Source organism: Streptomyces sp. NPDC087845, assembly GCF_044742755.1.
GTDB lineage: Bacteria > Actinomycetota > Actinomycetes > Streptomycetales > Streptomycetaceae > Streptomyces.
This window is the reverse complement of the sequence record NZ_JBIUVC010000001.1, coordinates 871,245-891,436: the sequence shown is the minus strand read 5'-3', so window position 1 is coordinate 891,436 and position 20,192 is coordinate 871,245. Positions and strand designations below refer to the sequence as shown.

The window sequence follows — 20,192 nt, the reverse complement described above, 5'->3', positions numbered from 1 at the left end:
GGCCGGCCATGGCGCGGTACCAAGTGCGCCTGCCCGGTGTGGATATGGCGCTGCCCCCAAGGGTTGTCCCGTAGCCCTGGTGGATCGGCGTGCGGAGTCGGATGCGGTGCATCGCACGGCGGAGGGACGCCCGAATGCTGGAGGTATTCGGGCGTTCCGGCAACGCGGCGAGGTGCCGTAGCTGTCGTCGCACGCCCGCCAGGGACTACGGGACAGCCCTTAGTCTGGGCGCGGTTGATCCATGAAGCGGACAGGGGATCGCATGCACAGCGACGGCACGGCGGACCGCGGTACGGGCGGCGGCGGCGGGCGGGACGGCGCGGAGCAGCCTCAGCCGATGCCGGAGACGGTGACCGCGCCGTACGAGATGATCGACCACCGCTACCAGCTCCTGCACCGGCTCGGACACGGCGGGATGGGCGAGGTCTGGGAAGCCCTGGACACGCGCCTCAACCGGAAGGTCGCCGTGAAGGGCCTGCTCGACCGGGGCGCCGTGGGAGCCGGCACGCAGGCGCAGCTGATGAAGCGGGCGCGGCGCGAGGCGGAGGCCATCGCGAGGATCAAGCACCAGAACGTGGTGGCGGTGCACGACAGGGTCGAGACCGACAGCCAGGTCTGGATCGTGATGGAGCTGCTCAACGCCCATTCGCTGGCCGATCTGCTGCGTGCGGAGCAGCAGCTCACGGTGCGGCGGACGGCCAGGATCGGTCTTCAGGTACTGCGCGGGCTGCGGGCGGTGCATGAAGCGGGGGTCGTCCACCGGGACGTGAAGCCGCACAACGTCCTCTTCCGGCCGGACGAGTTCGCGATCCTGACGGACTTCGGGATCGCGACCTTCGACGGCGCCGTGCCGGTCACCCGGTCCGGGGAGCTGGTCGGGACGATGAAGTATCTGGCGCCCGAGCTGTTCGACCGCCTGGCGGCCCAGCCGCGTGTCGCGACGCCCGCGTCCGACCTGTGGGCGCTGGGCATCACGCTGTACGAGATGGTCGAGGGCAGGACCCCGTTCGACGGGCTGTCCCCGGTGGAGTTCCTGATCTCCGTGTGCGAGTCGCCCCTGCCGCGCATGAGGTACGCCGGGCCGCTGGTCCCGGTGGTGGAAGAGCTGCTGCGCAAGGATCCCGGGGAGCGCCTGGGGGCTGCGGACGCGGAGGAGATGCTCCGGGCGGTCCTCCAGGAGTCCGAGGCTCCGGAGGCCCAGCCGTCGCGGAGCTCCGGCCCGGTCCGCCCGCCGGACCCCGTAGTCGTAGCGCCTCCGCATTCCGTACCACCGGCGCCGGTGTCTGCGGCGGTGCCTGCGCCGGTACCTGCGTCGCCGTCGGCGCCGCCCTCTGCGCCGCCGTCGGCCGCCGCCCCGGCACCGGAGGCGCGAGGCGGAGGCAGGCAGAGGATCTTGGCCGCGGTGCTGTGCGCCGCCCTGCTGGCGGGTGTCGGCTGGTACGCCGTGGACCGGTTCCAGCGGGGCGGTGAGACGGGCACGCACGCGAACGCCGGACCGGGAGGTGGCGCCGGGGTACAGAAGTACAGAGCGACGCACGAGACCCTGAAGGTCGGTGTCAAGGACGATCAGCCCGGACTGGGCGAGAAGCCGGCGAACAAGCCGTACCGGGGCTATGAGATCGATATGGCCTACGCCATCGCGAAAGACTTGGGCTACGGCCGCGACGATGTCGAGTTCAAGCCCGTGAGCACCGAGAACCGGAGCAGCCTCCTGCAGAGCGGTGCGGTGGACCTGGTCATTGCCACGTACAGCATCACGGACAAGAGGAAGCACGCGCAGCTGCCCGAGTACAGCGTCGCCTTCGCGGGCCCGTACTACGTGGCCAACCGGAGCTTTCTGGTGAGCACGAAGACGAAGCTGCACAGGGTCGAGGACTCCAGTGACCTGATGCGGGACAACCTGGAGGTGTGTACCGCCAGGGGGTCGACGTACGTGGACTGGCTCGCCGAGGCGAAATTCACCATGACGAAAACGCTGCCGAACAGCTACGAGGAGTGCGTGAGGCGCGTGCTGAGTCCGGCATCGGATGTATATGCGGTGAGCACGGACGACGTCATCGTCGCCGGATTCGTCAAGAACGACCCGAAGCGACTGAAGCGGCTCCCGAGCGGTCCGGGAGCGGAGGGCTACGGGGTGGCCATGAAGCCCGAGGAAAAGGAACTGAAGACCGAAGTGTGTTCCGCGCTGGGCAGGATCATGGCGGACGGGCAGTGGGAGGAGCTCTACAAGAAGCACCTCTACGCCCTGATGGACAAGGCGGGCGCACCCAACAGGCCGGACCTGACCGAATGCCCGGGATCAGGGTGATCGTGAGACATGTGCGGGACGCGCTCTCGCGACGTGCGGCACGGTGATCGCGTCATCACGCTCTGTGGTATCACGATGCGCAGGGCGGCCCCCGGGGGGTGCTACCCGCGAGGCCCGGGGGCTCGCCGGGCTCGCCGCGGAGTGGATTCGGCGCGGCATCACGACCGCGGATCTCCGCCGGGCGCTGACCAGCGAACTGCCCCCGGACGGCGTGCGATCAGCGGTCGGATTCCTGCGCCACCGCCTGGTACGGAAACTTCCCGAGCCCCCGCCGCCCACCGCTCCCCTCCCCGCGGCGCCGCCCCGCGTCAGGGAGCTCCGCGGTCTCACGGGTTGCCGAATGGGCACTCGGCAGCGAGCTGGAGGTCGTCGCCCACGCCGCGGACGTCGCGTTCACGGCGCTGCCCCGGCTGCGCTGAAGTAAGTACCAAGTCGCTTACGGGCGGCGGGAGTTCACCGCTAAACTCCCGCGCCGGTCCTTCGTGGACCGGTCGGTTCGTCCCGGGAACCGCGGCGCTCGTTCCTGTCGTCCTCACGCGCGCGCCACCATGCGGGCCACATCCCAGTCACCTACCCGAGGAGCAGCATTGAGCGTCAACGGCAGCACGCGATTCCGGGGCGGCAGCCGAAGCGGCAGCACCGTTTCCTCGACGCGGCGCGGTTCTCGTACGGCTCTCCTGGACTGCTCGAAGGCGGTGCTCGCGCTCGCACTCGTCCTGGGCGCCGCCACCGCCTGCAGCCAGTCGTCCGACGGGGGGAGCCACGAGGCCAAGGACTGGAAGGTCGGTGACTGCGCCGGGCCCGACCACAGCGAGTCGAAGGACGGCTACCAGGCCATGGACTGCGACGACTCCAAGGCGACGATCAAGGCTCTGGTGATCGAGGACGGTGCCATGTTCTCCGACTCCATCCAGTGCCCGGCCGGGACGGACGCGATCATCTCGGTGAAGGTCGCCATCGGCAACAGCGACGCGAGCGCGGGCATCCCCAGCAAGACCATCTGCGGCCGCAACCTCACCGGCGACCACCCCGGTGACGCGGGCGCGGGCGGCGGCCAGCTGGTGAAGGGCGACTGCGTGGACGACCAGGCCAAGGAAGTCGCCTGCGGCAGTGGGGGCAGCGGGGTGAGCAAGGTGCTCGACCTGACGAAGACGGCCGAGGAATGCCCGTCCGGGACCGACCACCCGCTGGACCTGTTCCCGAGTCCGGGCAGGCCGTACAACACGATCTGCACCACCAAGGCCTGACAGGAGCGGCCCCACGGCCGGTGACGCCCCGGCGTCACCGGCCGTCCGGTGCTTCCGCTTGTGCGCGCACACCGGCCGGGGGCCGAGAAAGTCACACCGTAGCAGCAACGGTTCGATGCGCATTCGGACTTGACCAAGGTGCCTCCCTACGCGTGGTCGAGTGCGTGGCGGACACCCCACCGGCGGGGCTGAGCGTGGAGAGTGGGGGACGGCGGTACGGACGACTAAGGAGGACCGATGGTGGGTGTCGTGGCGAACCAGCGGAACGGGGCGGCCGGGCAGGCCGTGGAGGGGCCGGACGCGCGAGACCGACTCCTGCGCGCCGGATGCCAGTTGTTCGCCGTGTACGGGTACGCGCGCACGAGCGTCGAGGACCTGTGCGAGCACGCGAAGGTGCCCGTCCACGTCTTCCAACAGGAGTTCGTCTCGCGGGAGGTGCTCCTGATGGCGATCTACGACGAGGTGGCGACCCAGGGGCTGCGCGCCGCCGAGAACGCTCTGATGGCCGAGGGGATGGAGGACTGCCCCACATCGGAACGGGTCCGGCTGCTCTTCGACGCCTACGTGAAGGCCGTCACCGAGGACCGGTGCGCGGCCAGGGTGGCGTTCGTCGAGGCGCTGGGGGTGAGCCACGAGGTGGACAACCACCTCGCGACCTGGCGGGCGATGTGGATCGAGTTCCTGACCTCCGAGGCCGAGCGTGCCGTGCGGCGGGGCGAGGCGGTGGCGAGCGACCACGCCGTGACCGTCGCGGTGCTGAACCACTCGGTGGACGAACTGATGGCCCACCACGGCCGACGGCCCCGGCAGGTCGACGCCGAGTGGCTGACCGACGAGCTCACCCGGCTCTCGCTGGCCATGATCCTGCCGTCCTGACACGCCCCGTTGCCGGGACGGCAACGGGGACGGGGACGGGGGACGGCGAATAATGGCGAGATGGACGAAGACGGAGAGCACGGAGAGCCCGGGGCGCGTACAGACGACGAGATCTCGACCGTCCTGACGGGCGTCGGGCCGCGGTTGCGCGCCCTGCGTCAGGAACGCGGCACGACTCTGGCGCAACTCAGCGAGACGACCGGGATCTCCCTCAGCACCCTCTCGCGCCTGGAATCGGGCGGCCGCAGACCCACGCTCGAACTGCTGCTGCCCCTGGCCAAGGCGTACGGGGCGCAGTTGGACGAACTCGTCGGCGCCCCGGCCACCGGCGACCCGCGCATCCACTTCCGCCCCTTCACCCGGGACGGCATGACCTTCGTGCCGCTGACCCGGCACCTCGGCGGGCTGCACGCGTACAAGCAGATCCTGCCCGGTGGGCGCGGGGCGACGGGTCCGCTGGAGCAGCGGGTGCACGAGGGGTACGAGTGGGTGTACGTACTGGCGGGGCGGCTGCGGCTGGTGCTGGGCGAGCACGATCTGGTGCTCGCGGCCGGTGAGGTCGCCGAGTTCGACACGCGTACGCCGCACGCGTGGGCCAGCGCCGGACCCGATCCGGTCGAATTCCTCAGCCTGTTCGGGCAGCAGGGGGAGCGGATGCATGTGAGGGCCCGGCCCTCGGCGCGGTGAGGTGCCGGGGGGCCGGGGTGGCGGGCGGGCTCTCAGCAGCGCAGGTCCGGCGGGAAACCCGTCCAGCACAGCTCGTCGGAGAGGTGCCGCATGTCGTTGCAGACCAGGACCGATGCCGGGCGGTCGGGGCTGTAGCGGATGACTGTCAGTGCCGCGTTGCCGTAGTGCAGCCCGAGCCAGCGCCATTCCGGTGCGGCCATGGCGTGCCGTACCAGCCACGCCACCAGGAAGTTGTGGGTGACGACCAGTTCGTGGACGTCCTCGTCGCCCGCCACCGGGCCCGTGTACGCCTCCAGGGCCTGGCGCGCCAACTCCGGTCCCTGCACGCGCTCTTCGGCCGTGCACGGTTCGAGGAAGCGGAGGAAGGTGTCGGCGCCGTCCGGCGGCAGTTCGGTCCGGTCCGGGAAGTGGGGGACGTAGTCCCCGGCGGTCTCCGCGACCCGCAGGGGGACGTCGCCGAGCTGATCGCCGATCAGCCGCGCGGTCTCGGCGGCCCGGGGCAGCGGGCCGTGGTGTATCGCCGAGATGGGGCGCTCCCGGAGCCGCTGGCCCAGCAGGTGCGCCTGGCGGCGGCCGTTCTCCGTCAGTACGGCGTCGTCCGCGTCCGCGTCCGCTTCCGCCGGGGCCTGCGCCTCACCGTGCCGGGCGAGATAGAGATAGCGAGTGGCTGTTCCTGTCATGTAGGTCTCCTTGGGGTTCTCTCGGTCGGCTGCGGACGGGGCGCGTAGGGGCCGCCCAGGCCCCACGCCTGGTGCATCGCGTCGGCGAACGCGGCCGCCAGCTTGTGTTCGCCGGTGGGTCCGGGGTGCGTCCCGTCGTACGTGTCCCGGTGGATGTCGTATCCCGGCGGGCGGGAGGCCAGCAGGATCGGGGACGTCGGCTCGTCGAGGTCGGCGACGGCCTTCGCCAGCAGTTCGTTGAAGCGGCCGCACTCGGCGGCGAACGGGGCGTCCGACTCGGCCCGTATGTTCGGTATCACGGGCAGGAGCACCATCTTGACGTGCGGGTTCGCGGTGCGGGCCGCCGTGATGAACGCCCTCGCGTTCCCGGCGGTCTGGGCACTGTCCGTGTAGAACCCGAGGTCTATCAGGCCGAGCGAGACGAGCAGGACGTCCGTGCGGTGCTCGGCGACCGCACCGGCGATCACCGGGGCCATGTGCAGCCAGCCCTCACCCCACCCGGCCAGATGGGCGCGGGCGTCGACGGGGAAGTCCGGTGCGCCGTACATGTACGACAGGGGGGTGTCCACTCCGGTGTCGTACAGCTCGCTGCGCGGGCCGACGATCGCGAACGGGGTGCCGAGGGTGGAAGCGAGGTGCTGCCACATCCGGTAGCGCCAGGTGAAGTCGCCGGCGCAGCCGATCGTCATGGAATCGCCGACAAACATGAAACGCATGGTGTCATCATCGCGGATCACTCCTCCGGCCTGCGACGTGACGATGGACACTTGTGGCATGCGTTCGTACCTGACTGTGTCCGCAGCCGCCGCGCTGCTCCTCCTCGCCGGGGCGGCTCCCGCCGTGGCGGCCGGAGACGGAGCCGATCGGAGCTTCACGATCGAGGACCCCCGGATCACCGAATCCAGCGGCCTCGCCGCCAGCCGCGCCCACCCCGGCATCTACTGGACGCACAACGACAGCGACGACGGGCCGTACGTCTACGCCGTCGACTCCCGCACCGGGAAGACCGTCGCGACGATCACCATGCGGGGGGTGGGCCGGCCGCGCGACGTGGAGGCCATCTCGCTCGGGCCGGACGGCAATCTGTACGTCGGTGACATCGGCGACAACCTGAACGGCAGCTGGGACCACGTCTGGATCTACCGCTTCCCGGAGCCGAAGCAGCTGCGGGACGCGACGGTCGACGCCACCCAGTTCGACGTGAAGTACGCGGACGGCCCGCGCAACGCCGAGGCACTGATGGTCCACCCCACGACCGGACGCGTCTACATCGCGTCGAAGAACGAGGACGGCGGCGGGCTGTACGAGGGCCCCACCGAGCTCACCACCGGCACCACCAACGTCTTCCGGAGGGTGGGGGAGGTGCCGTGGGTGACGGACGGGGCGTTCTCGCCGGACGGCAAGGAGCTGGTGCTGCGTTCGTACTTCAGCGCCCGCGGCTACGCCTTCGAGCACGGCAGGCTCGGCGCCGACCACGCGATCGGGGCACCGTTCCAGCGGCAGGCCGAGTCGGTGACGTACACGGCGGACGGCTCGGCGCTGATGTTCGGCACGGAGGGGAAGCGGAGCGATGTGGTGCGGGTGGACATCGCCGACGGCAGCGGCGGTGGCAGCGGCGGTGGCAACGGCACGTCGCCGCCCACGGACCGCGGCGGTGCGTCGTCGTCCGCCGGTGGCGGGAGCGGCGATCGGACGAAGGGCAGCACCCTGGTCGGGGCACTGGTGCTCGCCGCCGTGGGCGCACTCGTCTTCATGAACCGGCGCCGAAACCGCGGCTGACCGCTGACCGCTGACCGGCCTTCCGGCGGTGCGGGGCTCGTATCCCCGCCCGCGTCACCCCTTGGCAGCTGGAACGTCACCCGGCGCAGCCTCACCCACTACCGGCGCCAACCAGCCGCCATCGTCCGGCAGTTGGGATTCCCGATCCTCGCCGATCTGCTCATCGCCGCCGCCGAGCTGACGATCCTCGCGGCGACGGCCCTCGCGATCGGCCGGCCTGGAACCCGATCTCGTCGACGGTCGCGGCAACCCGCGAACTTTTCGGCAACCCGGTGGCGAGCGGCGGCACCCGGGCCGAAGAACATGCCCCGCTGATGGCGGTGGTGTGGCCGCCGGCACTGACCGCGCTGTTCCTGCCGCCGGCGGTGCGGCGGTTCCGGCGACTGAACCGCTGAGTCGACGGCCGACCGGTGTACCTAGGGTGGGCGCCATGACGAACCATGGGCCCGAGGCCTTTTCCACCGAACGGCTCGACGCCCTGCCGCTGCGCACCGCGCACGCCGAAGAGATGGCGACGGTCCTCGCCGACCCGGCCCTGCACACCTACACGGGCGGAGCTCCGGAAGACCTCCACTCTCTCCGGGCCCGCTACACCCGCTGGGAGTCCGGCTCCCCCGACCCTGCGGAACGCTGGTGGAACTGGGTGCTGCGGGTACGGGACGACGGCTGCCTGGGCGGCTGGGTACAGGCCACGGTGAAGGCGCCGGACGCGGAGGCGGAGATCGCCTGGGTGGTGGGGACGCGGTGGCAGGGGCGGGGCTACGCGAAGGAGGCCGCGACGGGACTGGTGGCGCATCTGCTGCGCGAGGGGTCCGTCCGCACCGTCGTCGCCCACATCCATCCGGACCACGCCGCGTCCGCCGCCGTGGCCGCGGCGGCGGGGCTGGTGGCGACGGAGCAGTGGTGCGACGGCGAACGGCGCTGGGAGCGGAGCACGGGAGAGGGCTGACCCGCCGTCGTTGTCAGTGGTGGCTGTGAGGATGGTGCCCCTCGGTGGCGATCACCGGGGAACAGCGCTCACGGAGGGCCTCATGGGTACCTGGGACATCGGTCATTTCGACAACGACACCGCCGCGGACTTCTCGGGGCGGATCGACGACGCGCCGGAGGCCGGGCGCGAAGCGGTGATCCGCAACGCGCTGGCCCTCGCGATCGAGGCAACCTACCTGGAGAGCGACGAAGGGGGTACCGCGGTCGCGGCGGCCGCGCTGGTCGCCTCCCAGTGCCCGGACGGCGAGCCGGTGACCACCGCGTACGGCCCCGACAAGCCGCTGCCCGTCCTCGCGACGGACCTGCGCCCCCTCGCGGTGAAGGCCCTCGACGCGGTGCTGGGCGAGAACTCGGAGCTGCGCGAGCTGTGGGACGACGCGGGGGACAAGGAATGGGCCCCGGGCATAACCCGGCTGCGGGAGGTCTTGGTGGCGGCGGCCGGATGATCAGGCGCGGGGGCGGCCGGCCTGGATGAGCCCGTCGACGTCGAGGGTCACCGGGGCGCCGATCGAATCGGGCAGTGTGACCGTCTGCCCGGGAGCGTACACCTCGTGACTGTCGTAGCCGCCGCCCATGGGTTCCGTCAGGACATGCACTCGGCCGTGCTTGCGGTCGACGATCACGTACACCGGGATCTTGGCCTCGGCGTAGGCGGTGACCCCCGGGCAGGTGAACGGCGGAGGGCCCCGCGCACCTGACGTGCGCGGGGCCCTCCGTATGCGTCACCGTGTATGCGCTACAGCTTCTCGATCACGTAGTCGATGCAGGCCGTCAGCGCCTGGACGTCCGCCGGGTCGATCGCCGGGAACATCGCCACGCGCAGCTGGTTGCGGCCCAGCTTGCGGTACGGCTCGGTGTCGACGATGCCGTTGGCGCGCAGCGCCTTGGCGACGGCCGCGGCGTCGATCTCGTCCGCGAAGTCGATCGTGCCGATGACCTGCGAGCGCTTCGCCGGGTCGGTGACGAACGGGGTCGCGTACTTGGACTCCTCCGCCCAGCCGTACAGGTTCCGCGCCGAGGTGGCCGTGCGGCGGACCGAGAAGTCCAGGCCGCCCTGGGTGTTCAGCCAGGTCAGCTGCTCGTTCAGGAGGAACAGCGTGGCCAGGGCCGGGGTGTTGTACGTCTGGTTCTTGAGGGAGTTGTCGATCGCCGTGGGCAGGCTGAAGAACTCCGGGATGTGGCGGCCCGACGCGTGGACGCGCGCGGCGCGCTCCAGGGCCGCCGGGGAGAAGACGCCGATCCAGAGACCGCCGTCGGAGGCGAAGGACTTCTGCGGAGCGAAGTAGTAGACGTCCGACTCGGTGATGTCGACCGGCAGGCCGCCGGCACCCGAGGTGGCGTCCACCAGGACCAGGGAGCCCTCGTCGGCGCCTGCGACGCGCTTGACCGGCGCCGCGACGCCGGTCGAGGTCTCGTTGTGCGTGAACGCGTAAACGTCCACGCCCGCCTCGGCGCGCGGGTCCGGGTGGGTGCCCGGGTCGGAGGCGATCACGGTCGGGTCGGCCAGCCACGGGGCGAGCTTGGCGGCCTTCGCGAACTTCGACGAGAACTCGCCGAAGTTGAGGTGCTGGGACTTCGTCTCGATGAGTCCGTGCGTCGCGATGTCCCAGAAGGCGGTGGACCCGCCGTTGCCCAGGATCACCTCGTATCCCTCGGGGAGGGAGAAGAGGTCGCGTACGCCCTGACGCACCGCGCCGACCAGGTTCTTGACCGGGGCCTGGCGGTGGGACGTACCGAGAAGAGACGTACCGGTGGCGGCCAGCGCGTCGAGCGCCTCCGTTCGCACCTTGGAAGGACCGGCGCCGAAGCGTCCGTCGGCGGGCTTGATGTCAGCGGGAATCTGGATATCGGCCACGGACCGGAGCGTAGTACCTCACGGGCACGGTCGAGGACCGTGTCCGTCCGATGAGACACCTGCTCCGGTCCGCGGAGACGCCCGCTCCGGGTCCGTGGAGACGCCCGCTCCGGGTCCGTGGAGACGCCCGCTCCGGCCCGATGAGACACCCGCCCCGGTCCGTTGACGGCGTACCGGGGACCGCCGGCTCAGCCCAGTTCCACCGGCAGGTCGTACAGGTCGTTCTGGGTGACGATCGGCTTGTTCCGCAGCTCGGACGCGGGGACGGCGAGCTCCAGATCAGGGAACCGCTCGTACAGCGCGGGCAGGGCCACCCCCGCCTCCAGCCGGGAGAGCGCCGCACCCGGGCAGACGTGCGGGCCGTGGCCGAACGCGATGTGGCGGTTGGGGGAGCGGGTGACGTCGAAGTCCCCGGCCGTCGGCCCGTGCTGCGCCTCGTCGCGGCCGAGCGCGCCGAAGGAGACGATCAGCGCCTCGCCCTTCGGCAGGACCTTGTCGCCCACCTCGACGTCCTCCGTGGCGAACCGGATCAGGACATGGGACGTGGGGGTGTTCCAGCGCAGGGTCTCCTCGATCGCGTTCTCCCACGGCACCTGTCCGCTCAGCACCTGCTCGCGCTGCTCGGGGTGGGTCTGGAGGGCGACGACGGCGTTGACGATCAGGCTGATCGTGGTCTCGTGACCGGCGGCGATGATCAGCTGGAGGGTGTTGACGATCTCCTCGTCGGTGAGGTGGTCGCCGTCCTCGGAGGCCGCGATCAGGGCGCTGGTGAGGTCGTCGCCCGGGTTCTCCCGCTTGGCGTCGACGATCTTCGTGAAGAGCGCGCCGAGGTCCGCCATCATCTGCGGGACCTCCTCCGGCGGCGTCTGCGTCGAGAAGAACTTCTCGAAGAGCTCCTTCAGCCGGGGGTGGTCCGCGCGGTCCACGCCCATCAGTTCGCTGATCACGTTCATCGGCAGCGGGTACGCGAACTCCGCCTTCAGGTCGACCTTCTCGCCCTTGGGCAGCGCGGCCAGCCGGTCCAGGCTCGCCGTGGTCAGCGCCTCGATGCCGGCCCGCAGCCGCTCCACCCGCTTCACGGTCAGCGCCTGCGCGACCAGGGTGCGCAGCCGGCGGTGGTCCGTGCCGTCGACCGTGAGCATGGAGCGGCCGGGGTTGGCGAGGCCGATCAGCGGCCAGTCCATCGGTATCTCGCCGCGCTGCCAGGCGCCCCAGACGTTGATGTCCTTCACGATCCGGCTGTCGGTGAGCAGCTGCCGGGCCTCCGCGTGGCGGGTGACCGCGTAGCAGTGCACCCCGCCCGGCAGTTCCACCTCGGCGAGCGGGCCCGCCGCCCGTAGCCGGGCGCTCTCGCCGTCGAGGTCGGTGACGAAGGGGTCGAGGGCGATCCGGGTCATCTCTGGCCTCCGGTGGCGGGTCTGATGGCGGGTGCGGCGACGGTTCCGACGGCGGGGGTGGGCGTGAAGACCACCGGCAGGTCCGTCAGGCCCCGCAGCCACGGGGACGGGCGCCGGGTGAGTCGCTCGGCGGGGACGGCGAGGTCGATGTCCGGGAGCCGGTCCAGCAGGACCTCGATGCCGGTACGGGCGATGACCTCGGCGGTTTCCTGGGCCGGGAACGGGCAGCGGTGCTCGCCGTGGCCGAAGGAGAGGAACGCGTTGTTGCCGCCGGTCAGCGCGGAGCCGTCGGTGCGGACCTGCGGGTCCGCGTTGGCGGCGGCGATGCCCAGCAGCAGCAGGTCGCCCGCCTGGACGTGGCGCCCGCCGAGATGGGTGTCGCGCGAGGCCCAGCGGCCCGCGACGTTCTGTGTCGGGGTGTCCTCCCAGAGCACCTCGTTCATGGCCTCGGCGACGCTGTGCCGGCCGCCCGAGAGGGAGGCGGCGAACCGGTCGTCGGTGAGCATCAGCCGCAGCGAGTTGCCGATCCAGTCGGCGGTCGGCTGGTGGCCCGCGGCCATCATGACCATCAGGTCCTGGGCGACCTCCTCGTCGGTGAAGTGGCCGCGGTCGGCGATCATCCGCGAGGCGACGTCGTCGCCGGGCTCGGCGTGCTTGTCGGCCAGCAGCTGGAACATGGACGAGGCGAGGTGCTGCTGGCCGGCCAGCGCCCGCTCCCGGCCGTCGATCATGTCGTTGAGCGAGCCGACGAGCGCGTGGCCGGTGGCGTCGCTGAAGCCGTAGATCTTCGCCAGGACGAGGGCGGGGAGCAGCATCGCGTACTCGGCGATGATGTCGGTCCGGCCCGTGGAGCAGAACCGGTCGATGAGTCCGTCGGCGAACTCCTCCGCGTACCGCTTCAGGGCGAACGGGTCGACGGACTCCAGCGCGTTGCTGATCATCGCGGCGCGCTCGGTGTGCCGGGGGCCGACCGTGTAGAGGATCGACGGCTGCTTGCGGCCGATCATCGGCAGCAGCGGCCAGTCGTCGGGGATGCGGTCCCACTGGTTCCACAGGTCGGAGTCGCGGCTGAACAGCACCGGGTCACCGGTGACCTGGTGCAGTTCGCGGTAGCCGAGCACGAGCCAGGCGGGTACGTCGCCGTCGAGGACGACGGGCGCCACGGCCCCGTGGTCGCGGCGCATCTCCCGGTACAGCCGGGTCGGTTCGGTCTGGAACCGGGGGCCGGAGAGCGGCGCGCGGCCCTGGGACACGGGGCAGCCGGCGGGCGGCGCCGGGGGCTGGGTCACGAGGTGGGCTCCGGGGTCTTCTCCGGCGTGGTCTCCGGACGGGCGGCGGACGGGGCGGGGGCGCTGCCCCGCGAGAGGGCGTGCAGGTACTCGACCAGCGTGATCAGTACGTATTTGCTGGACGAACGGTCCCGGGCGTCGCACTCCACCAGGGGTACGTCGTCCGAGAGGTCGAGCGCCTCCCGTATCTGCTGTTCGGTGTGGAGCGGGCCGCCGAAGTCGTTGCACGCCACGATGAACGGTGTGCCGTGGTGCTCCAGGCGGTCGATCGCGTACCAGGAGTCGGCGAGCCGGCGGGTGTCGACGAGGACGACGGCGCCGAGCGTGCCCGAGAACAGCCGGTCCCACAGGAACCAGAACCGTTCCTGGCCCGGGGCGCCGAAGAGGTACAGCACCGAGCGTTCGTCGAGCGAGATCCGGCCGAAGTCGAAGGCGACGGTCGTGGACGTCTTCGCCTGCACACCGTCGAGGTGGTCGACGGCCTCGCCCGCGCGGGTCATGGTCTCTTCCGTGTTCAGCGGCCGGATTTCGCTGACGGAACGGACCATGGTGGTCTTGCCCACCCCGAAGCCGCCGACAACGACGATCTTCAGTCCGTTGTCGGCCGTCGCCTGCAGGGCGGCACGGTCAGAGGTTGCGGAGTCCAACGAGCACCTGTTCCAGGATGTCGGGGTCGGGGAGCCGGTCCGCGACACGGGCGGTACGGGGGTGGCGAGCGCTGATCCGGCCGGTGTCCAGCAGATCGGACAGCATGATCCGGACGATGCTGACGGGCAGGCCGAGGCCCGCCGCGATCTCCACGACCGCGGTGGGCAGTTGGCACATCCGCAGGATCGTGACGTGCTCCGACTGCATGCCGGGGGTCGGTTCGCACTCGGAGACCACCAGCGTCACCAGGTCGAACGCGTCCGAATCGGACCGGCTGCGGCCACCGGTGAGGGTGTACAGCCGGTCCGGGTCGTCGTCCCGGCCGGGGCGGGGGCGGGTCATACGTTCGCTGTCGCGTCGACGGCCGCGGCGGGAGTCTCGGCGGCACCGGCGACCGGGGAGGAGCGGGGCGGAGCACTCAGGTGCTCGCCGAGCTGCTCGACGAGTTCGCTCATGTTGTGGCCGATGAGGCCGACGTCGGCCTCGTCGGAGGCGACGACCGCGAGATGGGCGCCCGCGCCCGCCTCGACGATGAACAGCACGCCGCCGTAGAACTCGGCCATCGCGGACCGTACGCCGCCGGAGCCGTCACCGAACTCGACGGACGCGCCGTGCGACAGGCTCTGGATCCCGGCCGAGATCGCGGCCAACTGGTCGGCCTGGTCGACGGAGAGCTCGGGGGTACGGCACAGCTTGAGGCCGTCCCTGGACAGGACGAGGGCGTGGCGGGTGCCGGGGGTGCGCTCCAGGAGCCCCTCCAGCAGCCAGTTGAGCTTCTCGTCGGTGGTCGCGGTCATCGGGTGTTGCCTTCTTCCGGGTGCGGGGGATTGGGCCGGACAGCCTGGCGGAAGCTGCTGAAGCGGGCTGCCTGTTCCTTGGGGTCGGCGGTACGGGGCCGGGGGGCCTCGGCGTCGCCGGAGTGGGCGCCGGCGCGGGCCTCGGCGGCGGCGAGGGTGCGGCCGCGGGGGCGCTTGGGGAGCCCGCTCTCGCCGAACCGGGGGAGGTTGCGGGTGGTCTCGGAGGGGGAGTCCGAGAGGGCGGGGGTGGCTGCCGATGCCGGTGCCGGTGCCGAGTTCTGCGGGTGCTGGGGATCGGCCGAGGGAGCCGTGGAGGACGCTGCGGCCGTGCCGTGCGCGGGCTCCGGCTCGGGCATCGGCGCGGACACGGGCTCGGTGGCCATCGGCGCGGACGCCGGGACCGGCGCCGCGGTTCGGGTGAGGAGCTCCTGCGGAAGCATCATCAGGGCGCCCGTGCCGCCGCGCGCGGACGGCCGGAACGACACGGTCAGACCGTGCTTGCGGGCCAGCCGGCCGACGACGGCGAGGCCGAGCCGGGTGCCGGAGAGCCTCGTCAGGTCCTGGTTGGCGGCCGACACCGCGCTTTCGGCGCGGCGCAGCTGCACCTCGCTCATGACCAGGCCGCTGTCCTCGACGGTGAGGACGATGCCGGCCGGTACCTCCTCGACGTACACATGGACCTCTGCCGTGGGCGGCGAGAAGTTGGCGGCGTTGTCCAGAAGTTCGGCGAGTGCGTGCATGACGCCCTCGGCGGCGTGGCCGGCGACCGCGACATCGCTGGTCGAGTGGAGGCGCACCCGCTGGTAACCGCTGATCCGGCCCATCGCGCCGCGCAGGATCGACTCCATCACGATCGGCTTCGCCCAGCGCCGCCCGGAGCGGGCACCGGTCAGCACGGCGATGGAGTCGGCGAGCCGGCCCGCCTGGGCGGTGCGGTGGTCCAGGTGGAGCAGATCGCCGAGCACGTCCTCGGCGGCGTGCCGGTGCTCCATCTCGCGCAGGTCGGCGAGCATGCTGGTGGCCAGGGCCTGCATCCGGCCGGCGGCGTTGGCGCAGGCGGCGACCGCGGCGGAGCGCTCGGTGTCGCTGCGGGCCGCGCGGGCGGTGAGCCGCTCGACCTCACCGGTGAACCGTGCGACGTCGGCGGCGGCCTGCGAGGAGATCCGCGCGGTCTCGGCCTCGGCGGCGGCCTTGATCCGGGCCGTCTCGGCGGTGAACCGCTGCCCCTCGGCCGCGGAGGCGGAGACGAGCCGGCTGATCTCGCCGGTGAACCGCTGGGTCTCCGCCGCGAGACGGGCGCGCAACCGGTTCGCGGTGGCGCGGGCATGGACGGCGGTGGCCACGGCGGCGGACAGCAGCACGGCGGCGGCGCCCGCCCCCCAGGCCGCCGTGGTCCGCACCGAGTCGGGGGCGGCGGTGACCGCCCACAGGCACAGGGAACCGGTGACGGCCAGTGAGATCAGCAGGGCCAGTGCGGTCGGCCGGGATGAGGCGCTCAAGTGGAGTCCTAGGGGGCGGACGTAACGAACGGGCGGATCGGGACAGTTCTGTATGGAGGGGGTAAACGCGACAACTGGAGCTGATAATTCCTAGGCAAGTCGGGGTCACTATATGAGAATTGACGCGCGCTTTGGGAAGTGCTTGTGGCGTTCTCTGTCACGTATGTGACTACGTGTCCGACGTATTCCGACGTATTGACGTATTCGGGGGACTCGCGCGGACGTGGGGCCGCCGAGTGACCGGATCAACGGCATCCTGGGCCCATGGCCGCACATCAGAAACCGACGGAACGCGACGCACTCGCACAGGCCCTGCGCGCCGCGGTCCGCGGAGAGGTCGACTTCGGCCCCACCGCACGGGCGTTGACGACGATGGACGCCTCCAACTACCGCCGCGTGCCGCTCGGCGTCGTCACCCCGCGCGACGCCGACGACGTGGCCGCCGCGCTCGCCGTCTGCCGCCGGTACGAGGCGCCCGTGGTCCCGCGCGGCGGTGGCACCTCGATCGCCGGGCAGGCCACCGGCACCGGCGTCGTCCTCGACCTCACGCGCCACATGCGCAGGATCGTCGAGCTGGACGCCGGGTCGCGCACCGCGGTCGTCCAGCCGGGCGTGGTCCTGGACGACCTGCGGGCCGCCGCCGCCCCGCACGGTCTCACCTTCGGTCCGGACCCCGCCACGCACAGCCGCTGCACGCTGGGCGGCATGATCGGAAACAACTCCTGCGGCGCGCACTCGGTCGCGTGGGGCACCACCGCCGACAACGTGCACGGCCTGACCGTGGCCCGCTACGGCGGCGACACGCTCCGGGCGGGCCGGGGGCGGGGGCCCGCACTCCCCACCGAGCACCCCGGGACCCCCGCACTCCCCACCGAGCACCCCGGGCTCCCCGCATTCCCCACCGGACTACCCGGGCTCCCCGAGCTCATCGGCGCGAACCTGGCCCTGCTCCGGACCGGATTCCCCGAACTCCCGCGCCGCATCTCCGGATACGCCCTGGACGCGCTCCTGCCCGAACGCGGGGCCGACCTCGCCCGCGCCTTCTGCGGCAGCGAGGGCACCCTCGGTGTGGTGACGGAGGCGACCGTACGGCTGGTCGAGGCACCGGCGGCCCGCGCGCTCGCCGTACTCGGCTACGCGGACGAGGCCGCCGCCGCCGAGGCCGCCCCCGGCCTGCTCCCGTACCGCCCCCTGACCGTGGAGGGCATGGCCGCCGATCTTGTGCGGGAGCCGGCCGGGCTGCCGCGCGGCGCGGCCTGGCTCTTCGTCGAGACGGGCGGCGCCACCCCGGCCGAGGCGCGGGCGCACGCCGAGCGGGTCCTGCGGGCGGCGGACGCGCTGGACGGCGCGGTCGTCACCGACCCGGCCGGGCAGCGGACCCTGTGGCGCATCCGCGAGAACGCGGCGGGCACCGCCACCCGGATGCCGGACGGCACGGAGGCGTGGCCCGGCTGGGAGGACTGCGCCGTACCGCCCGCACGCCTCGGCCCGTACCTCCGCGACTTCCGGGCCCTGCTAGCCGCCCACGGTCTGCGCGGCACCCCGTACGGGCACTTCGGCGACGGCTGCATCCACGTACGGATCGACTTCGACCTGCTGACCGCCGAAGGAGTGGCCCGCTTCCGCCGCTTCTCCGAGGAACTGGCGGACCTGGTCGTCGCGCACGGCGGATCACTGAGCGGGGAGCACGGCGACGGCCAGGCCCGCGCCGAACTGCTCCCGCGCATGTACGGGGACGAACTGGTCGCCCTCTTCTCCCGGTTCAAGGACATCTGGGACCCGGACGGCGGTATGAACCCCGGCGTCCTGGCCCGCCCCGCCCGGCTCGACGAGAACCTCCGCTTCGAGGTGCTGCCGAAGCGCCCGGTGGAGGTCGCGTTCGGCTACCCGCACGACGGCGGGGACTTCTCCTCGGCGGTACGCCGATGCGTCGGTGTCGCCGCATGCCGTACGGCGGAACCGGCGGGCCCGGGGGTGATGTGCCCGTCCTTCCGGGCGACCGGCGAGGAGGCCCACTCCACCCGCGGCCGGGCCCGGCTGCTGCACGAGATGCTCGCGGGCGAGGTGATCACGGACGGCTGGCGGTCGACGGAGGTGCGCGACGCGCTCGACCTCTGCCTCTCCTGCAAGGGCTGCCGCAGCGACTGCCCGGTGGGCGTCGACATGGCCACGTACAAGGCGGAGTTCCTGCACCACCACTACCGGGGGCGGCTGCGCCCGGCCGCCCACTACGCGATGGGGCGGCTGCCGACGTGGCTGCGGCTCGCCGCCCCGTTCGCGGGCGCACTGAACGCGCTGGCCCGGGTCCGCCCGACGGCGGCCCTGGTCAAACGGCTGGCGGGGATCGCCCCGGAGCGCGCACTCCCGGTCCTGGCGCGGGAGACGTTCACCCGGTGGTTCCGGCGGCACCGGGGCAGGGGGGCGGTGATCCCGCCGGGCGACCGGGCGGTCACCCTCTGGCCCGACACCTTCACCACCCACCTCTCGCCCGAGGTGGGGCGGGCGGCGGTCCGGGTCCTGGAGGCGGCGGGCCGAAGACCGCTGCTGCCCGGCCGCGGGCTGTGCTGCGGCCTCACGTATGTGTCGACGGGTCAGCTGGGCAAGGCCCGCAAGGTGATGCGCCGCACCCTGGACCGGATGGGCGACCTGCTCGGAGACCCGCTCGTCGTCCTCGAACCGAGCTGCGCCGCCACCCTCCGCACCGACATGCCGGAGCTCCTCCCGGACGACCTCCGCGCCGCCGGACTCGCGGGTTCGGTCCGGACCTTGGCGGAGTACCTGGAGGAGTACGCCCCCGATTGGCGGCCGCCTCGCCTGAACCGCCCGGTCGCCGGTCAGACGCACTGCCACCAGCACGCGGTCCTGGGTGACGCGGCGGACCGCCGGCTGCGCGAACGGGCCGGACTGACCGGCGAGTTGAACGGAGGCTGCTGCGGACTGGCGGGGAACTTCGGCTTCGAACGGGGCCACTGGGAGGTGTCGGTGGCGTGCGCGGAAGAACAGCTGCTGCCGTCCGTACGGTCCGCGGAGCTCGGTACGGAGTTCCTGGCGGACGGGTTCTCCTGCCGGACGCAGCTGGAGCAACTGGGCGGTGTACGGGCCCGCCACCTGGCGGAGGTGCTGGCGCAGGGGCTGGACGACGAGCCCCCGGCCACCGGGCCTCCCGGTCCGTCCGGAGCGTGAGGCGCGGGGCTGTTGGCGCATCGTTGTTCAACTGGGGGCGCCGGCCAGGACTTGCACCTTGCCGGTGTCGAGGTAGTAGTAGGCGCCGACCACGGCAAGGGCGCCCTTTCCCACGAGTGGGGCCAGGTCCTGGTTGGAGCGCAGGCCGGCTGCGGTCAGCTCGACCTGGGCGCGGGCCATGGTCTCGACCGGGTCGGTACCGCCTTCGCGGACTGCCCGCTCGTACGCCGGCCGCAGGGCCTTGGCGATCGCCTCCAGGTTGCCGGGCAACGGCTTGCCGTCACGGAGGGACTTGTACGCTGCCCCGACGGCGCCGCAGCGCTGATGCCCGAGGACCACGATGAGCGGAGTGCCACTCGTCATGGGCCCGTATTCCACGGACCCCGTGACCACCGGACCGACCGCCTCCCCGCCTGTACGCATCACGTAGAGGTCACCCAGTCCGGTGTCGAAGAGGAGCTCCGGCGGCACCCGGGAGTCGATGCACGAGAGGACCGCTCCGAAAGGTTCCTGCTTCTGGGCCACGAACTCGCGCCGGTCCGGATCGCGGTCGGGATGCCGAAGGTCTCCGCTCACCCAGCGCTTGTTGCCGTCCATCAGTCTCGCGAGCGCCTCGGCGGGTGTGGCCGGCCGGGCTTCCGGCGAGGTGCCGGTTGCCATCGGAGTGGCGCTCGTCGATGAGCACCCCGCCAGTGCGGCCGAGGCGACCACGAGTCCGCCGACGAGCAGAGTTCTGCGATCCGGACGTCCCGCTCTGTCCATTTCGGGGGTTCCCCTCAGTCCGCTGAGATGCGTCCGTACGTCTTGGCCAAGGCGATTGTTCAGCGCGGTGCGCGAACCCGGCCGCAGGCGCAAGCGGGCGCGGGCCGCCTTGCCACCGACGGCCCACAGAACCGGCTCGGGTGGCGAGGACCGGGGGCCGGGGGCCGGGGAGGAACCTCGGACGCGGGTGCGGCG

18 protein-coding genes and 2 pseudogenes are annotated in these 20,192 nt (G+C 71.9%); 9 read left to right on the top strand and 11 right to left on the bottom strand.

Annotation, left to right across the window (positions count from 1 at the left end; all coding sequences use genetic code 11):
- The first annotated feature begins 262 nt into the window (after positions 1-262).
- The 4 genes from ACIOMQ_RS04115 (at position 263) to ACIOMQ_RS04100 (ending at position 5,118) form a co-directional block, all read left to right on the top strand.
- Positions 263-2,308 (top strand): serine/threonine-protein kinase, encoded by a 2,046-nt coding sequence (locus ACIOMQ_RS04115; protein ID WP_362195338.1) that lies wholly within the window; start codon positions 263-265, stop codon positions 2,306-2,308.
- A gap of 587 nt (positions 2,309-2,895) precedes the next feature.
- A complete protein-coding gene (locus tag ACIOMQ_RS04110; RefSeq protein ID WP_362195341.1) occupies positions 2,896-3,555 on the top strand; it encodes a hypothetical protein in 660 nt (219 codons plus the stop codon).
- A gap of 237 nt (positions 3,556-3,792) precedes the next feature.
- The gene (locus ACIOMQ_RS04105) at positions 3,793-4,431 is read left to right on the top strand and encodes a TetR family transcriptional regulator (RefSeq protein ID WP_362195344.1); all 639 of its coding nucleotides are present in this window, start codon (positions 3,793-3,795) and stop codon (positions 4,429-4,431) included.
- A gap of 60 nt (positions 4,432-4,491) precedes the next feature.
- Positions 4,492-5,118, top strand: a complete 627-nt coding sequence (locus ACIOMQ_RS04100; RefSeq protein WP_401263042.1) for a helix-turn-helix domain-containing protein — start codon at positions 4,492-4,494, stop codon at positions 5,116-5,118.
- A gap of 32 nt (positions 5,119-5,150) precedes the next feature.
- On the opposite strand, the gene ACIOMQ_RS04095 is transcribed toward ACIOMQ_RS04100, so the two are convergent.
- Together ACIOMQ_RS04095 and ACIOMQ_RS04090 are read right to left on the bottom strand one after the other, a co-directional pair.
- Entirely contained in the window at positions 5,151-5,798 is a 648-nt protein-coding gene (locus ACIOMQ_RS04095; protein ID WP_362195350.1) for a histidine phosphatase family protein, read from the bottom strand.
- Positions 5,795-6,514 carry a GDSL-type esterase/lipase family protein gene (locus ACIOMQ_RS04090; RefSeq protein WP_401753707.1) on the bottom strand — a complete coding sequence of 240 codons (720 nt, stop codon included), beginning with the start codon at positions 6,512-6,514 and terminating at the stop codon, positions 5,795-5,797. Before ACIOMQ_RS04090 ends, ACIOMQ_RS04095 begins: the two co-directional genes overlap by 4 nt.
- Before the next feature lie 58 nt (positions 6,515-6,572).
- Here ACIOMQ_RS04090 and ACIOMQ_RS04085 point away from each other — a divergent pair, with 58 nt between their 5' ends.
- From ACIOMQ_RS04085 to ACIOMQ_RS04070, 4 genes and pseudogenes are all read left to right on the top strand, one after another.
- The gene (locus tag ACIOMQ_RS04085; RefSeq protein ID WP_402187784.1) at positions 6,573-7,577 is read left to right on the top strand and encodes a WD40 repeat domain-containing protein; all 1,005 of its coding nucleotides are present in this window, start codon (positions 6,573-6,575) and stop codon (positions 7,575-7,577) included.
- A 3-nt stretch (positions 7,578-7,580) separates the two neighbouring features.
- Positions 7,581-7,972, top strand: a pseudogene (locus ACIOMQ_RS04080) (hypothetical protein).
- Between the two features lie 35 nt (positions 7,973-8,007).
- Complete coding sequence (locus tag ACIOMQ_RS04075) at positions 8,008-8,526, top strand: GNAT family N-acetyltransferase (protein ID WP_401985657.1); 519 nt, start codon at positions 8,008-8,010, stop codon at positions 8,524-8,526.
- A gap of 82 nt (positions 8,527-8,608) precedes the next feature.
- On the top strand, positions 8,609-9,013 hold the full coding sequence (locus tag ACIOMQ_RS04070) for a DUF4259 domain-containing protein (protein ID WP_362195363.1): 405 nt from the start codon (positions 8,609-8,611) through the stop codon (positions 9,011-9,013).
- On the opposite strand, the pseudogene ACIOMQ_RS04065 reads toward ACIOMQ_RS04070, so the two are convergent.
- The 8 genes and pseudogenes from ACIOMQ_RS04065 to ACIOMQ_RS04030 form a co-directional block, all read right to left on the bottom strand.
- Positions 9,014-9,226, bottom strand: a pseudogene (locus tag ACIOMQ_RS04065) (Uma2 family endonuclease); the annotation flags it as partial.
- A gap of 77 nt (positions 9,227-9,303) precedes the next feature.
- A complete protein-coding gene (gene serC / locus ACIOMQ_RS04060; RefSeq protein ID WP_362195366.1) occupies positions 9,304-10,422 on the bottom strand; it encodes a phosphoserine transaminase in 1,119 nt (372 codons plus the stop codon).
- Between the two features lie 188 nt (positions 10,423-10,610).
- A complete protein-coding gene (locus ACIOMQ_RS04055) occupies positions 10,611-11,819 on the bottom strand; it encodes a cytochrome P450 (RefSeq protein ID WP_362195369.1) in 1,209 nt (402 codons plus the stop codon).
- On the bottom strand, positions 11,816-13,108 hold the full coding sequence (locus tag ACIOMQ_RS04050; RefSeq protein WP_362195372.1) for a cytochrome P450: 1,293 nt from the start codon (positions 13,106-13,108) through the stop codon (positions 11,816-11,818). The genes ACIOMQ_RS04055 and ACIOMQ_RS04050 overlap by 4 nt, the downstream gene beginning before the upstream one ends.
- Entirely contained in the window at positions 13,105-13,755 is a 651-nt protein-coding gene (locus ACIOMQ_RS04045; RefSeq protein ID WP_362195375.1) for an ATP/GTP-binding protein, read from the bottom strand. Before ACIOMQ_RS04045 ends, ACIOMQ_RS04050 begins: the two co-directional genes overlap by 4 nt.
- Positions 13,736-14,098: a DUF742 domain-containing protein gene (locus ACIOMQ_RS04040; RefSeq protein WP_362195378.1), complete on the bottom strand. Its 363-nt coding sequence runs from the start codon at positions 14,096-14,098 to the stop codon at positions 13,736-13,738. The genes ACIOMQ_RS04045 and ACIOMQ_RS04040 overlap by 20 nt, the downstream gene beginning before the upstream one ends.
- Positions 14,095-14,553, bottom strand: coding sequence for a roadblock/LC7 domain-containing protein (locus tag ACIOMQ_RS04035; protein ID WP_362195381.1), 459 nt, complete (start codon positions 14,551-14,553; stop codon positions 14,095-14,097). Before ACIOMQ_RS04035 ends, ACIOMQ_RS04040 begins: the two co-directional genes overlap by 4 nt.
- Positions 14,550-16,052 (bottom strand): sensor histidine kinase, encoded by a 1,503-nt coding sequence (locus tag ACIOMQ_RS04030; RefSeq protein WP_402187782.1) that lies wholly within the window; start codon positions 16,050-16,052, stop codon positions 14,550-14,552. Before ACIOMQ_RS04030 ends, ACIOMQ_RS04035 begins: the two co-directional genes overlap by 4 nt.
- 264 nt (positions 16,053-16,316) lie before the next feature.
- Here ACIOMQ_RS04030 and ACIOMQ_RS04025 point away from each other — a divergent pair, with 264 nt between their 5' ends.
- Positions 16,317-19,235 (top strand): FAD-binding and (Fe-S)-binding domain-containing protein, encoded by a 2,919-nt coding sequence (locus tag ACIOMQ_RS04025; RefSeq protein ID WP_402187779.1) that lies wholly within the window; start codon positions 16,317-16,319, stop codon positions 19,233-19,235.
- Between the two features lie 27 nt (positions 19,236-19,262).
- Here the strand turns inward: ACIOMQ_RS04025 and ACIOMQ_RS04020 are convergent, their stop codons facing one another.
- Positions 19,263-19,895, bottom strand: coding sequence for a carbonic anhydrase (locus ACIOMQ_RS04020; RefSeq protein WP_362195390.1), 633 nt, complete (start codon positions 19,893-19,895; stop codon positions 19,263-19,265).
- Between the last annotated feature and the right edge of the window lie 297 nt (positions 19,896-20,192).

Excerpts from the sequence above, each read along its gene's own strand:
- ACIOMQ_RS04100 (WP_401263042.1), top strand. The coding sequence starts at position 4,492 with ATGGACGAAGACGGAGAGCACGGAGAGCCCGGGGCGCGTACAGACGAC.
- ACIOMQ_RS04105 (WP_362195344.1), top strand. The coding sequence starts at position 3,793 with ATGGTGGGTGTCGTGGCGAACCAGCGGAACGGGGCGGCCGGGCAGGCC.
- ACIOMQ_RS04095 (WP_362195350.1), bottom strand. The coding sequence starts at position 5,798 with ATGACAGGAACAGCCACTCGCTATCTCTATCTCGCCCGGCACGGTGAG.
- ACIOMQ_RS04115 (WP_362195338.1), top strand. The coding sequence starts at position 263 with ATGCACAGCGACGGCACGGCGGACCGCGGTACGGGCGGCGGCGGCGGG.
- ACIOMQ_RS04025 (WP_402187779.1), top strand. The coding sequence starts at position 16,317 with ATGGCCGCACATCAGAAACCGACGGAACGCGACGCACTCGCACAGGCC.
- ACIOMQ_RS04070 (WP_362195363.1), top strand. The coding sequence starts at position 8,609 with ATGGGTACCTGGGACATCGGTCATTTCGACAACGACACCGCCGCGGAC.
- ACIOMQ_RS04075 (WP_401985657.1), top strand. The coding sequence starts at position 8,008 with ATGACGAACCATGGGCCCGAGGCCTTTTCCACCGAACGGCTCGACGCC.
- ACIOMQ_RS04055 (WP_362195369.1), bottom strand. The coding sequence starts at position 11,819 with ATGACCCGGATCGCCCTCGACCCCTTCGTCACCGACCTCGACGGCGAG.
- ACIOMQ_RS04020 (WP_362195390.1), bottom strand. The coding sequence starts at position 19,895 with ATGGCAACCGGCACCTCGCCGGAAGCCCGGCCGGCCACACCCGCCGAG.
- ACIOMQ_RS04035 (WP_362195381.1), bottom strand. The coding sequence starts at position 14,553 with ATGACCGCGACCACCGACGAGAAGCTCAACTGGCTGCTGGAGGGGCTC.
- ACIOMQ_RS04040 (WP_362195378.1), bottom strand. The coding sequence starts at position 14,098 with ATGACCCGCCCCCGCCCCGGCCGGGACGACGACCCGGACCGGCTGTAC.
- ACIOMQ_RS04085 (WP_402187784.1), top strand. The coding sequence starts at position 6,573 with ATGCGTTCGTACCTGACTGTGTCCGCAGCCGCCGCGCTGCTCCTCCTC.
- ACIOMQ_RS04090 (WP_401753707.1), bottom strand. The coding sequence starts at position 6,514 with ATGCGTTTCATGTTTGTCGGCGATTCCATGACGATCGGCTGCGCCGGC.